The 14,127-nt window shown below is 48.1% G+C and carries 13 protein-coding genes; 7 read left to right on the top strand and 6 right to left on the bottom strand.

Annotated elements, in window-relative coordinates; genetic code table 11:
• Positions 1-42: 42 nt before the first annotated feature.
• Positions 43-1,188, bottom strand: coding sequence for a glycosyltransferase (locus ACH3Y6_RS05015; RefSeq protein WP_490834487.1), 1,146 nt, complete (start codon positions 1,186-1,188; stop codon positions 43-45).
• Between the two features lie 21 nt (positions 1,189-1,209).
• On the bottom strand, positions 1,210-2,019 hold the full coding sequence (locus tag ACH3Y6_RS05020) for an alpha/beta fold hydrolase (RefSeq protein ID WP_490834488.1): 810 nt from the start codon (positions 2,017-2,019) through the stop codon (positions 1,210-1,212).
• Between the two features lie 78 nt (positions 2,020-2,097).
• Between ACH3Y6_RS05020 and ACH3Y6_RS05025 the strand changes: the two genes are divergently transcribed.
• The 3 genes from ACH3Y6_RS05025 to ACH3Y6_RS05035 all read left to right on the top strand — a co-directional run bounded on the left by ACH3Y6_RS05025 (position 2,098) and on the right by ACH3Y6_RS05035 (position 5,760).
• The gene (locus ACH3Y6_RS05025; protein ID WP_490834489.1) at positions 2,098-2,538 is read left to right on the top strand and encodes a MarR family winged helix-turn-helix transcriptional regulator; all 441 of its coding nucleotides are present in this window, start codon (positions 2,098-2,100) and stop codon (positions 2,536-2,538) included.
• A 90-nt stretch (positions 2,539-2,628) separates the two neighbouring features.
• Positions 2,629-4,419: an acyl-CoA dehydrogenase FadE gene (locus ACH3Y6_RS05030; RefSeq protein ID WP_490834490.1), complete on the top strand. Its 1,791-nt coding sequence runs from the start codon at positions 2,629-2,631 to the stop codon at positions 4,417-4,419.
• 171 nt (positions 4,420-4,590) lie between these two features.
• The gene (locus ACH3Y6_RS05035; protein WP_490834491.1) at positions 4,591-5,760 is read left to right on the top strand and encodes an N-acetylmuramoyl-L-alanine amidase; all 1,170 of its coding nucleotides are present in this window, start codon (positions 4,591-4,593) and stop codon (positions 5,758-5,760) included.
• A gap of 304 nt (positions 5,761-6,064) precedes the next feature.
• Here the strand turns inward: ACH3Y6_RS05035 and ACH3Y6_RS05040 are convergent, their stop codons facing one another.
• A complete protein-coding gene (locus tag ACH3Y6_RS05040) occupies positions 6,065-8,218 on the bottom strand; it encodes a S9 family peptidase (RefSeq protein WP_490834492.1) in 2,154 nt (717 codons plus the stop codon).
• Between the two features lie 86 nt (positions 8,219-8,304).
• Between ACH3Y6_RS05040 and ACH3Y6_RS05045 the strand changes: the two genes are divergently transcribed.
• Both ACH3Y6_RS05045 and ACH3Y6_RS05050 read left to right on the top strand, forming a co-directional pair.
• A complete protein-coding gene (locus ACH3Y6_RS05045; RefSeq protein ID WP_490834493.1) occupies positions 8,305-8,652 on the top strand; it encodes a carboxymuconolactone decarboxylase family protein in 348 nt (115 codons plus the stop codon).
• Positions 8,653-8,749: 97 nt separating this feature from the next.
• Complete coding sequence (locus ACH3Y6_RS05050; RefSeq protein ID WP_490834494.1) at positions 8,750-9,787, top strand: 2-oxoacid:ferredoxin oxidoreductase subunit beta; 1,038 nt, start codon at positions 8,750-8,752, stop codon at positions 9,785-9,787.
• A gap of 74 nt (positions 9,788-9,861) precedes the next feature.
• Here the strand turns inward: ACH3Y6_RS05050 and ACH3Y6_RS05055 are convergent, their stop codons facing one another.
• The gene (locus ACH3Y6_RS05055) at positions 9,862-10,518 is read right to left on the bottom strand and encodes a response regulator (RefSeq protein WP_490834495.1); all 657 of its coding nucleotides are present in this window, start codon (positions 10,516-10,518) and stop codon (positions 9,862-9,864) included.
• A gap of 257 nt (positions 10,519-10,775) precedes the next feature.
• Positions 10,776-11,705 carry a cupin-like domain-containing protein gene (locus ACH3Y6_RS05060; protein WP_490834496.1) on the bottom strand — a complete coding sequence of 310 codons (930 nt, stop codon included), beginning with the start codon at positions 11,703-11,705 and terminating at the stop codon, positions 10,776-10,778.
• Between the two features lie 53 nt (positions 11,706-11,758).
• Between ACH3Y6_RS05060 and ACH3Y6_RS05065 the strand changes: the two genes are divergently transcribed.
• Positions 11,759-12,367 (top strand): L-threonylcarbamoyladenylate synthase, encoded by a 609-nt coding sequence (locus tag ACH3Y6_RS05065; protein ID WP_490834497.1) that lies wholly within the window; start codon positions 11,759-11,761, stop codon positions 12,365-12,367.
• 18 nt (positions 12,368-12,385) lie between these two features.
• Here ACH3Y6_RS05065 and rnhB read toward each other — a convergent pair whose 3' ends face one another.
• A complete protein-coding gene (gene rnhB / locus ACH3Y6_RS05070; RefSeq protein WP_490834498.1) occupies positions 12,386-12,958 on the bottom strand; it encodes a ribonuclease HII in 573 nt (190 codons plus the stop codon).
• A gap of 108 nt (positions 12,959-13,066) precedes the next feature.
• Here rnhB and ACH3Y6_RS05075 point away from each other — a divergent pair, with 108 nt between their 5' ends.
• Positions 13,067-14,119: a COX15/CtaA family protein gene (locus ACH3Y6_RS05075; RefSeq protein WP_490834499.1), complete on the top strand. Its 1,053-nt coding sequence runs from the start codon at positions 13,067-13,069 to the stop codon at positions 14,117-14,119.
• Positions 14,120-14,127 lie beyond the last annotated feature (8 nt).

A 14,127-nucleotide genomic window follows, 5' to 3' on the forward strand; every position in this document is an offset into this window, starting at 1 on the left:
TTGGTATATGCCTGGTGGCCGGAGGCGGAAGACCTGAAATAATCAGTTCACAGTTCGGCCTTTCCACTGGTAGCTGCCGAATTTACCCAGCCAGCCTGCTATAACCGTATACAGAATATGAAAAGGCTGCATAAACGGGAACCAGACCAAAATTGCCCTTTTTTGAAAAAAAGCTGCAGCAGGTATCATCAGGCTCAGTTCCACCAGGGTTTTTAGGGCAACCAGTAACAGCCAGTTCGTCCATCCCCCCTCAACAAAGCTCCCCCAGATCAACAATAGTAACAGCAAGGCATTTACAGCCAGCACCAGTGCCAGCACCGGGAAAATTGACTTGTCCTGGTACTTATCCGCTTTACTGGCCCAGCGGATGCGTTGGTTGAGAAAACTCCTCCAATCATGCATCGGCTCCGTGGTAACAATGGCTTTTTTGCTAAACAGATAACCCAGCCGGTTGGGGTATGCCTGTTTGATCTTATGCATTAACAGCATGTCATCGCCACTGGCGATCTGGTCGATGCCCCTGAACTGCCCCACTTCATAAAACACATCTTTCCGGTAAGCGATATTGGCCCCGTTGCACATGCTGTGGTATCCGGCTGATACGGCTGCTGCGGTAATGCCTTGCAGACTGATAAAGTCCAGCTGCTGGAATGCGGAGAGAAAACTTCCTGTATGCCTGAACATAACAGGTGCCGCCACAAAAACAGGGTCTTTTTCCTGTATATAGTGATCGTACAGCAACAGCCAGTCAGCTTGTACTGTACAATCCGCATCAGTGGTTACGATCCAGTTGCCGCTGCTTTGTTCAATGGCCAGTTCAATGGCTTTTTTCTTGTAGGCATTCAGCTGTTTGCCGTTCAGCAGATCGTGCAGGTTCAGCAGGCGGAGGTTGCGATGCTGTTGCTGATAAGCATGAACCACCGTTTCGGTGCCGTCGGTGGAATGGTCGTTGATCACGATCACTTCAAACAGTTCTTCAGGATATGATTGTGCAAACAGTGCGTCTAAACAGTTGCCAATATAGGTTTCTTCGTTCCTTGCCGGAATGATGACAGAGAAACGGGTACGGGCCTGTTTCTCATGGCTGCTGAATTCGGGTAAACGCAGCAACCAGCGCCGGTAAAGCCAGATCAGCAGGCAATAAGCCAGCAGCAGAATGAGCGTGATCACGAAAAAAACCTGGTACATGGGCAACAAAGAAAGCCAATATTATTTAACCAGGAAACGGGTAATGGCGGCTGCATATTTTTCGCGCAGTAACTGGTGGCCGGCTTCCAGTTCTGTGAGTGCTATGAGACCATCCGATTTTTTGCTGAAAGCAGTGCCATAACGGGTCAGGATCACAGGATCGTATCGGCCGAATACCAGCTGTACCGGTATCCTGTTCTGCAGGATGGTCTTTTTCGACAGTTTCCTGTTGGGTTTGAACTTGCGCAGGGTAAGCCAGCGTTTATACAGCAACTCGCGCTGAGGGGCTTCGTCGAGGTAGTAATGCATAAATTTGAGCAGGTTGCGGTTATACAGTCGCAGTTTAGCGGCTGCGTCAAGCGCCGCCAATAACCATCTTGGCCGGTTCATGACCTGAGTAAAAACCTGTTTACCCATCCATGTGCCCGTAGCCAGCCGTTGCCAGATCTTCCGGTGCAGTCCGTCAGGCGCTACCAGCAGAAGAGACCTGATTTCGGCAGGAGCCAGTTGCAGCAACTGTAAAGACACCCTTCCTCCCATGCTGTATCCCAGCAGGTGAAATCCCTTTCCCTGCGGCCTGATCTGGTGGATGATGCTCAGCAGCTCGGCTGGCTCAAAGGAAAGTCCCTCCTGCCATTGGGTGCGGCCATGAAAGGGAAGGTCAATGGCGATGACGGTATACTGTTCCTCCAATGTTTTTTCCAGGAATTGAAAAGAACCGCTTTCCTCCCCATAACCATGGAAACAGAATAGCCATTCCGCACCCCTTCCCCAACGGGTATAGTGGATGAGGGAGTTGCGGAACCTGAGCTGTTGAGATGCTGGTGTCAAGGTGGAAAATTTAGCGTTTTATTCTTGGTAGTATCAAAGAAACGAACTTATTTTGAAATTAGTTGCATAACTAACTATATGTCAAACAACCAATTTAAACGGGGAGAGCTGTACAGTGTCATCAATGGCATGGCATCCACAGCTGTGGCCCGGAGATTGCAGAAGAATTTCAGGCAGGCCGGACTGGAGATTACGATAGAGCAGTGGAGCGTTTTATACCATTTGTGGAAAGAGGATTGTTTGAGTCAGCAGGAATTGTGCAACCGGACTTTTCGCGATAAACCCAGCATCACCCGTTTGATCGATAACCTGGAAAAACAGAAACTGGTGAAACGCACGGCATCGCAGACGGACCGTCGCATCAACCTGGTTTGTCTGACGGATGCGGCCAAGGAGTTGCAGAACCAGACCATCGATCTGGCCAATCTGACCATGAGTGAAGCGCTGGTGGGGGTTACCAAGGATGAGATCGAAACGGTGAAGCAGGTGTTTCAGCGGGTGTATGATAATTTGACGTAAAACAATGATAGAATGATAGGATGATAGAATGAGTGAATGCAAGAGAGACGAATAAACCAATAAACGAATAAACCAATAAACTTTCCTACCATGGAATCCACTAAACAGACCAATGCGCTTAAGGGCGGCGAATGGTTGATCAAAGAAAGCAACCCATTAGATACGTTCATTCCGGAAGACATGAACGAAGAACAGAAGATGGTGATGGACATGTGTTCGCAGTTCTTGGATGCGGAGATCCTTCCGATACTGGACAGGATCGACAAACTGGAGCCCGGCCTGATGCCCTCCTTACTGGAGAAAGCGGGTGAGCAGGGATTATTGTCTACCTCTATGCCGGAGCAGTATGGCGGATTGGGAAAAGATTTTGTGACGTCGACCCTGGTGAATGAAGGACTGGGTGGCGGTTATTCTTTTTCCGTGGCGGTAGCGGCCCATACCGGTATCGGTTCTTTACCGATCCTGTATTTTGGAACAGAAGCACAGAAACAGAAATATATTCCCAAACTGGCTACCGGTGAGTGGAAAGGAGCTTACGGTTTAACAGAACCGAACAGCGGCAGTGATGCCCTGGGTGCCAAAACAACGGCCAAGCTGAGCGATGATGGGAAATACTATATCCTGAACGGACAGAAATGCTGGATCACTAATGGTGGTTTTGCTGATGTGTATACGGTGTTTGCCAAGATCGATGGCGACAAGTTCACCGGCTTTATTGTGGAGCGCGGTTTTGAAGGCTTTACACAGGGACCGGAAGAACATAAAATGGGTATCAAAGGATCTTCTACCGTTCAGTTGTATTTCCAGGATTGTAAAGTGCCGGTAGAGAACCTGCTGGGTGAGGTTGGCAAGGGCCACCTGATCGCTTTTAATATCCTGAATATCGGCCGTTTAAAATTATGTGCGGCTGCATTGGGTGGTTCTAAAAGAGCGGCCACCATTTCGATTCAGTATGCCAAAACCCGTGAGCAGTTCAAACTGCCAATTGCAAAATTTGGTGCGATCCGTCATAAGATGGCAGAAATGGCTATCCGCATGTGGGTTTGTGAAACGGCTTTATACCGTACCGCCAAATGGATCGATAACCAGGAACATACTTTATCCACCGAAGGTAAATCCTTTGCCGAAGCCTTGCTGGGCGGCGCAGAAGAATATGCCATCGAGTGTTCGATGCTGAAAGTGTACGGTAGTGAAGTGCTTGATTTTGTTGTGGACGAGGGCGTACAGATCCATGGTGGTAACGGCTTCAGCGATGAATACGTAATCTCGAAAGGGTATCGTGACAGCCGCATCAACCGCATTTACGAAGGAACCAATGAGATCAATCGTTTGCTCACCGTAGATATGGTGCTGAAACGTGCCATGAAAGGCAAACTTGACCTGATGACACCTGCCATGGCCGTGCAGAAAGAACTGATGAGCATCCCTGATTTTGGTGCCGAGGAAGAGGGCGCGTTTGCCAAAGAGCGCAAATACATCGCCAACTTTAAAAAAGCCATACTGATGGTAGCGGGTGCTGCCGTGCAGAAACTGATGATGCAGCTGGATAAGGAACAGGAGATACTGATGAACATTGCCGACATGGCCATTGAGACCTTCAACGCCGAAAGTGCCCTGTTACGTGTGATGAAACTGGCCGAAACCCAGGGAGAAGCTGCGGTTAGTCTGCAGTCAGACATCATGCGAACCTACCTCTATGATGCTGCCGACCGTATCAACAAAGCAGGTAAAGATGCCCTGAACAGTTTTTCAGAAGGCGATGAACTGCGGATGATGCATATTGGCCTGAAGCGTTTTACCAAGGTAGAACCCTTCAACACCAAAGATGCCCGCAGGCGTATTTCCGACAGGCTGGTGGCAGATGACGGATATCATTTATAGCCGCCGAAAAAAAATTATTAGAATTCGTAAAGTTTTTTAATATTTGATTATTGTTTTTCGGTTGCTTGCTTACAACAAAGCCTCATTACTGTTATTGGTGATGAGGTTTTTTTATTTTGTGTACGCTCCTGGAATGGTCCGAATCAGATTTATTCTTTTTATCTTCAACAGATGAAGATGCCCCTGATCGCCTGTTTTGTTTTGATGGTTTATCAAACAACAGCACAAAATCCGGTACAACCCTATCTGCTTACCCGCACCACCGGTAAACTACCCGCATTGTCGTATGGCCTGGGTGAAGACAGGCTGGGCGGTGCCAAAATCGGATACGTGGATTCCAATGTGCTGATGCGGGTGGTGGATTCTACCAAGGATATGTACACCGTACAGTTGTCGAAGTTGCACAAAGCGTATATCGAAAGATCGTATCTGAAGCCGGATAGCGCGCAGAAGGGAAAACCATTTTACCTCACCAATTCCTTCAGCGTAAAGGGTGATTCGCTGTACGACTATGTGGGCATCAATATGGAAGAGAAACTTCCTTACCGGAGTTATATGGAGATTAATCCTTCACGTATCGTTGTGGATATTTACGGGGTGCAGAGCAATACCAACTGGATCAACCAGCTGAAATCGTTGAAAGAGATTAAAAATGTGTATTACAACCAGGTGGAAGATGATGTGCTCCGCGTATTCATTGAACTGCAGCACAGGCAACATTGGGGATACAGCATCGGGTACAAGGGAAAATACCTGGTGATCAAAGTGAAAAGACAGCCCCAGAAACTGGACCTGCGTTACCTGACCATTGCCATCGATGCCGGTCATGGCGGAACGAATACCGGTACCGGTGGCGTCAAGGCCAAATACGAAGAGAAGTATTACACGCTCTTGTTTGCAAAAGCTCTGGAAAAACAATTGCGGAAAAAAGGGGTGAAAAAGATCATCATGACCCGCACAACCGACACAACATTCGATAACAAGGATCGTATCCTTTTTCTGCAGCAGCAGGATCCTGATTTTCTCATCAGCCTGCACCTGAACTCAAGCAGTAACCCGGAAGTGAATGGGGTGAGCACTTATTATAAACATATCGGTTACCGGCCTCTCACGCAACATATCCTGAACCGGATGCTGGAATTGAAACTGAATGAATTCGGCAATGTGGGGAGTTTCAATTTTGTATTGAACAGTCCAACAGATTTCCCGAACTGTCTGCTGGAGATTGCCTTCCTGAGCAATGAGGCCGACGAAAAAAGGATCATCCGCAGCCAGTTCCACGACGATGTTGCCAAGAAAGTATATACAGGGATGCAGGATTGGGTGAAAGGACTGAAATAGACTGGGCTGTTACATACAAATCGACTACTCTTTGGGGCCCAGCGGAGAGGGGAATATTGAATATTGAGCAAGGAATGATGAATGATGAGTGAACAGAGGAACAGAAGAACAGAAGAACAGAAGAACAGATGAGCAAGGAACAGATGAAGGGAAGGAAGAAGAAAGGAGGAGGAGGAAGGAGGAAGTATTTTGATTAGCCTGCTCTGCGATACTTTGTGTTCTCTGCGACTCTGCGGTGAAGGACTGTACACATTCACCGCAGAGTTGTCAGAGATGGCGCTGAGCCAGTGGCGCCAGAAAGGGGTTAGTGTTTGATGAACCGCTCAAAGAATTCGATGGTGCGTAACATCTGATCGATCCGTTGACGGTTGTTGCCGCTGCGGGTCAATTCGTGTGTGCCACCGGGGTGACGAACATATTCCACCGTTCTGCCCAATACTTTCAGGCTTCTGTATAACATCTCTCCCTGGATCACGCCTGTGCGCAAATCGTTCTCTCCATGGAAAATGATATAGGGTGTATGAATATTCTGCACGTAAGTAATGGGTGATTCTCTTTCCAGTATGGGTTTGACGGAGGGTTCCCATGGGTAACCGCCAAAATAATTCGGAACCAGGCGCCAGGCATTTCCTTCTCCGAAGAATGTGCCCAGGTCATATACGCCTCTTTGCGAGCAGGCGGCTTTGAAGCGTTGGTCGTGGCTGATGATCCAGGCCACCAGGTAACCGGCATAAGAGCCACCGGTGACGGCCAGTTTTGCAGTATCGATGAAACCGGATTCACTGGCTTTGTCCAGATAGGTGAGTACGTCACTGGTTGGACCAGTGCCCCAGTCGTTGATGTTGGCACGGAGAAACGCGGAACCATAACCACCGGAACCCCGGGGATTGCCGTATACCACTACATATCCTTTGGCTGCATAATACTGGAACTCGTGCCACATGGAGCTTTCGCCAGGTCCCCACATGGCGGTGGGTCCACCGTGTATGTTCAGGATGGTTGGATATTTTTTGCCGGATTCAAAATGGGTAGGTTTCATTACCCAGTATTCCACCGTTAGACCCTTTTCATTCACGAAACTTTTTTTCTCAGGGAAACTCAGTTTCTTGTTCTTGATCCAGTCGTAATTGAAACTGCTGATGCGGATCGAATTCTTCATGGATGCATCGGCCGCATACAGTTCGAAGGGGTTGGCCACTTCTGTTTTCACAAAAACCAGTTTGCTGTTGCGCAGGTCGAATGAACTGATGCCTGCGTTCACATCCGAAAGGGCTTCTACCTGTTTGGTCTTTACATCTGCCCGATACACCGGCGCACCGCCATTGCTCTGGGCCGCGAAGTAGATATATTTCTCATCAGCACTCCAGGTAAGATTGCCTTTGTTCCTGTCGAAGGGGATATTCACCATGTCTTTCGCCGTGCCATTGATAGGCATGATGGCCAGCATGGGAACATCCACAAAAGAAGTGTTGCCATACTGGAAAGCCAGCCATTTACCTGAAGGGGATAGCCTGGCGCTATTATAGGTTTTGCCTGCGGTGCCCAGCAGTGTTTTCAGGTTCTGGCCATCGGCATCGGCCAGGAAGATCTGCGATTCGAGGGATCGGTCGGGATGTTCTGTATCATCCCTATCGCCGGTGATGATCAGTTGTTTGCCATCGGGTGTAAAATCAGCACTGCTGAAGCGGTAAAAACCATGGGTAACGGCAACCGGTTGGGCACCGGGTTCCGCATTCATCACATAAAAATGGCTGAAACTCATTTCGGAACTGGTGGTGGCCTCTTCCTGGAAATTGAGCTTGTTGATCACTTTGGCTTTTTTGTCGTTGGCATTATTCTCCAGGTAGGCCCTGATCTCATCCCAGTTGCCATCGGGGTCGGCCTTGGCATTATTGGGGAGTAATTGCGTGTTCTTGTCGAATCCGGGCTTTTCATAAGGCCATTTTGGCACTTCTTTGCCGGGATTGAGTTCCGCGTCTTTCAGCAGGTCTTTCAGGGAAACGCTGGCCGCAAACAGTATCTTTTTGCCGTCGGGGCTCCATTTGGGAGCACTTGCACCGTATTTATGACGGGTATACTGAACAGGTTCCCCTCCATCGAAAGACAGTACGAATACCTGGGGTTTACCGTCTGCCGGCCGCACAAATGCCAATTGTCTGCCATCGGGACTCCAGGCTGGCTGGGAAGCCGATTCTTTGGCAGTCAGGGCCCGGGGAGCGGCTGAACCATCGGTAGGGGCCACATACAGCTGATTCTGGTATTTGTATTCCCATTTGCTGTCGCCTTCAGGTTCGATCTGGTTCACCACAAAAGCTACTTTGCTGCCGTCGGGACTAAGGGTTACGCTGCTGATCTGTTTGATCTTGAGCATGTCGGTCACTTTCACCAGCTCGGTTCCATTCTGTGCCCCTGCAAACCGGGCGCCGAAAAGAACGAGTAAAAGGAGGATTTTCTTCATAACAGTTGGTTTGAGCGGTTAAAATACAAAGAAATGACAAGCTCTCAGGGGGCGCTGCCGTATTTTTGCACCCTAAAAACCGTGATATGAGCCCATTAGTACAAGAGTTCAACAGTTACCGTGAAAAGATGAACGAAGTGATCCTCAGTAAGAACAACCTGGTGATGAAACGCCTCTGGAACCTGGATACGAACACCTACGAGGACGGTGCCCTTGACAAAAAGACCAAGGAAATGCTGGGACTGGTGGCCAGTATGGTTTTGCGCTGCGATGACTGCATCAAATACCACCTGGGCAAAAGCCATGAGCTGGGGGTGAATACAGAAGAAATGTATGAAATTTTCGCTGTGGCGAATATCGTGGGAGGCACGATCGTGATACCCCATACCCGCCGCGCAGCCGAGTATTGGGAAGAATTGCAGAATAATTCCTGATCGGACGTTTATAATTGGCAATTATTCAGGATATTTATACCCCAATTTCAAATAGAAGATCCCTGTTTTGGTCAGGGATCGATAATTACTAAGAATCATGTCAGAAACAGCTACAGCAGTCCCACAGTTAACCGCTAAAGATTTTGCAACAGACCAGGAAGTTCGCTGGTGCCCTGGTTGCGGTGATTATTCCATTCTTGCCCAGGTGCAAAAAGTAATGCCAAACATTGGTATCCCTAAAGAAAATATTGTGATCATCAGCGGTATCGGCTGTAGCAGCCGTTTCCCGTACTATATGAATACTTATGGTATGCACAGCATCCACGGTCGTGCTACGGCTATTGCCAGCGGACTAAAAGCCAGCAGGCCCGAGCTGAGTGTGTGGATTGTTACCGGTGACGGTGACGGATTGAGCATTGGTGGTAACCATACCATTCACCTGTTGCGCAGGAATCTTGATGTGAATGTATTGTTGTTCAATAACCAGATCTACGGTCTGACCAAGGGTCAATATTCACCTACTTCTGAAACCAACAAAGTAACCAAGAGTACGCCTTTTGGCAGCATCGATCATCCTTTTAACCCGTTGGCACTGGCGATGGGTGCTGATGCCACATTTGTTGCCAGGACCATGGATCGTGATCCCAAACATATGCAGAACATGCTTACCCGTTCTTACCAGCATAAGGGATCTTCTTTCCTTGAGATCTATCAGAACTGTATCATTTTCAACGATGGTGCGTTTGAGATATTCACCGAAAAATCCACCAAACCCGAAGAAGCGCTGTTCCTTGAGCAGGGTAAACCGCTGATCTTCGGTGCCAACCAGGATAAGGGGATCAAGCTGGACGGTATGAAACCGGTAGTAGTGGAACTGGGTAACGGCGTAAGTGCCGATGACCTGTGGATCCATGATGAGCATGATTTCTACAAAGGACAGACCCTGGTCCGTATGTTCGACGATCCTGCACAATCAGGAATCCATTTCCCAAGGCCGTTCGGTGTGTTCTATGAAACAGACCGTCCTTGTTACGAAGAAATGATGGCCCTGCAGTTGGAAGAAACCATTGCCACCAAGGGTAAGGGCAATCTTGACAAACTGATCCGCGGAAAAGAAGTGTGGGAAATCATCTAATTAGTTTTTCTCATGGTATATGCAATCCCCGCCCATGCGGGGATTTTGCTTTTTGGGGCATGAAGAAAAACAGTTCAGATCCTTGCGATACCATTCCGGAAAGCAAATAATACAAGACCGATACGGGAGATGACCTGCGTTTTTTCGAACAGGAGATCGCGGTAACCATCAACTGTTCTGGGACTGAGGCACATTTCCGTGGCGATCTCTCTATATGATTTTTCCGTACAGATCAGGCGCAGGAATTCTTTTTCCCGTTCGCTCAGGTTCATAGCAGTTTCCCATTCATGGGCCTGAACCGTTTCAGGATCCTTATTGATGGTGTGTACGATCCTTTTATAAAGGATCTCGTTGATATACAGTCCTTTGTTAGCTACTTCGTTGAGACCCCTTCGCAGGTCTTCCAGGTCTGTCTCTTTCAGCATAAAGCCCTTGGCACCGTTCCGTAACATACGGATCACCGTCCATTCTTCCCGTTGCATGCTCAGCGCGATCACGCGTACGTCGGGGTAATTCTGGTTCAGCCAACGGGTGGTTTCGAACCCGTTCATATAGGGCATGCTCACATCCATCAGGACAATATCGGGCAGGTTATCAGGGTCAAGTACTTGTATGAAATGCCTGCCGTTATTGGCCTGGAACAATACTTCGTAACCGGGGAAGGTCTTGATCACATTGGCTAATGCATTACGCAGTAGGGAGTGGTCGTCAACCAGCGCTATTTTAGGCATGATAAGGCTGTTTAAAAGGTATAACTGCGGTTACCAGTAATTGGGATCAACAAATTGCGGGTTTTTGGTGAGCAAAACAACCGTTAAAACACCCATTTTTTTGCGTAGAACTTACCTTGACAAGACTGTCTCAGGCAATTAGTTTTACCGGTAGAAAAAGTGACGACGACTTTTTCACTATTCAGTTTTCACGGGGTTACAGACAAACCGAAGGCGGCACAAGGCCGCCTTTTGGTTTGTGTATAGAGCAGTCTATTTCACAATGTCTTATCGGCATTGTCGAAAATGCGTTTCTTTTTCCAGTTGTACCAGGGCTGGGGCAGGGTCTTTTTCATGACCGTATCAATGGTGCGCATGCCAAACAGGTTCCATACGCCGGTAAGTTTACCGGTGATGGAGGGCTGCAGGGCGCGAAGGCTCATGGCGAAACCACTATCAAGGTATTCCATATGGTGCCAGTAACCGGCGGGCATGAACAGTGTTTCGCCATGGTTCAGTATAAGATCGAAACCTTTGGCTTTTGTCAGTGCGGGAAATTTCTGGTAATCCAGTTTGCTTTTTTCGGGGTCATAATAATTGCTGAAATCTGCCAGGCTCAATACTTCAAAAGGTTTCCGGTATAACTTATCTGATTCGCTGTGCGGAAAAAGCAGGATGCGTTTTCTGCCGGCGAACTGGGTATGCAGAATATGGCTCAGGTCAATATCGAAATGCATGTGTGTAATGGAAGTAGCGCCACCCGTAAAAAGCATGGGATATTTTTTCACGAAGCCCTTCATCAGGTGATCGGGCCAGGTAAAATCCTGTGTAAGCTGTGGGGCATGATCGAATATATTGAACAGGAAGATGCGCCAGGCGGCAGGCCCCTGTTTGATCATATCGATATATTCTCCAAAGGTCTTGTAATCGTCGGCGGTATTGATGGGGGTATATGCGTCGCTTTTGGTGTTGTTGTAAAGTGCCACACGCTGGTTGCCTACCAATGCTTTAAAATAATCCCAGTTCCATTTTTCGTAGGCGGGCCAGGTTTTCGAAAGGTTTCTGATCACTAATGGCCGCATGGGTTGGTAGTAATGTTGCCTGAAATCCTGCACACTGATCTCATCTACAACATCAACAGGTTGTAATTGCATAGGAATGCTATTGGTTTTTGCAAAAATACTGGTAACGGTGTATTTGGCGGACATAGAATCGTTAAAGTGTTTCGGAGGAAATATTTACGGATGATGTAACTTGCAGTATGCTTTTGCATATACATCCGGATAATCCCAATCCGCGACATATTAAGACCGTGATCGAGTGCCTGTTGGATGGCGGGGTGATCATTTACCCCACTGATACCATTTATGGTTTGGGTTGCGATATTTTTCAGCATAAAGCGGTTGAGCGGATTGCACGCATCAAACAGGTGGATCCTTCTCGTTCTCAGATGAGTTTTGTATGTTATGACCTGAGCGACCTGAGCAAGTACACGAAAAGTATTTCCACGCCGCTGTACCGGTTACTAAAAACATATCTGCCGGGCCCCTATACTTTTATCCTGCCAGCCAGTAAGGAAGTGCCCAAGATCCTGCACAGTAAAAAAAGCACCATCGGTTTACGTGTGCCCGATAACAATATTGCCAGGACCATTGTACATGAACTGACCCACCCGATCCTCTCTACTTCCTTACCGGGAGAAATGGTGGAAGAATACACCGATCCGGAAATCATGTATGCCAATTTTTCGAAACTGGTTGATATTGTGGTCGATGGCGGCATTGGGGGTATGATACCTTCCACCATTGTGGATTGTACCAACGATACTTATACGGTTGTGAGAGAGGGCGCCGGCGCCTGGAATGAATAGACGATCTTGTGCAGGTGCTCAGATTTTATAACTTTTCCGGTGGTATTTACACAGCCCGAATGTTTCAATGGCCTTTCTGTGCTCAGCTGTTCCGTAACCTTTGTTCTTATCCCAGCCGTATTGTGGAAATTCTTCGTGTAACTGCAGCAGGTAGGCATCCCGGTGCGTTTTAGCCAGGATACTGGCCGCGGCAATGGAGGCGAATTTTCCATCGCCTTTGATGATACAGTGATGTGGTGTCTGCGGATATGGGGCAAAGCGGTTGCCATCGATCAGCAGCAGGCCGGGAGGTAGTGTTAAACGGCTGATGGCAAGATGCATGGCTTTAAAAGAAGCCTGTAAGATATTAATCCGGTCGATCTCTTCATTGTCTACACTGGCCACTGCCCAACTGACCGCTTCTGCTTCGATCACTTCGCGAAGGGCATCTCGCTGCCTGGCAGGTACCTGTTTGCTGTCGTTCAGCAAGGGATGATAAAAACCTTCGGGTAAGATCACAGCTGCGGCAAATACGGGACCGGCATAACAGCCCCGGCCTGCTTCATCTACACCCGCTTCGGGCTGCTCTGTTTGGTAGAAGGGGGATAACATAGCGGTAAAATTCATGCATCTCCGGCATAGTTTCCAAATTCATTTTACAAAACAAGGGCAGGGTTTGTTATACTGTTACCTTTGTCACCATATAGAAACAATATCATTATGGACACAGCAGCGCGTTCTTCCAGGCTGGTAGCGACCTGGTTACTGATAGGGGTGGGGATGACGGTCATCCAGGTAGCCCTGGGTGGTATTACTCGCCTGACCGGCAGTGGGTTATCCATCACCCAATGGGATGTGATCACGGGTACTTTGCCGCCGCTGAACGAACAGCAGTGGATGGCTGAATTTGACAAATACCGGCAGACTCCGCAGTTTCAGCTGCTCAATTTTGAATTCAACCTGTCCGATTTTAAATTCATTTTTTTCTGGGAATGGTTCCACCGTTTATGGGCCCGCACCATTGGCCTGGTATTCGCCTTTGGATTTATCTGGTTTCTGGTGAAGAAACATTTCAAAAAAGAAATGATCACACCGTTGGTGGTGCTGTTCTTTTTAGGGGCTTTACAGGGAGCTATCGGCTGGATCATGGTGGCCAGCGGACTCACCGGCGATGCGGTATATGTAAAACCTACCCGACTGGCATTACATTTCATCTTTGCATTGGGACTGCTTTGTTATTGCTTCTGGTTTGCCCTTCAGTTATTGGTGAAAAAGGAAGCCATTGTCCGTCATGCATCACTCAGAAAATGGAACCTGGTTATTTTGCTCATCCTGGTTGTACAGTTGCTGTATGGGGCATTAATGGCGGGGCACAAGGCCGCTACCATAGCGCCAACCTGGCCAACGATCAATGGCGACTGGGTGCCAGGCAATTTATTCGTCGACCAGCCCTTCCTGCTGAATTTTATCGATAATAAGATACTGATACACTTTATACACCGCGGCCTTGCTTACCTGCTGCTGCTGCTGATCGTTCTTTGGTCGGTGAAAATGATACGTACGAAGGGTTCTGCCTTGTTCGAACAAACCAAACGATGGCCGCTGTATATTGTATTGGTGCAGGTATTGTTGGGGATTGCTTCTGTATTAACCAGCATGCATATCATACCCGGCCACTGGGGCGCTTTTGAATGGATGGCCCAGTTACACCAGTTAACCGGTATGTTGTTGTTGTTATCACTGGTCTGGATATTGTATCTTGTAAGGGATTGACGTATTCC

The sequence above is a fragment of the Sediminibacterium sp. FW305-C-269 genome, assembly GCF_058231045.1.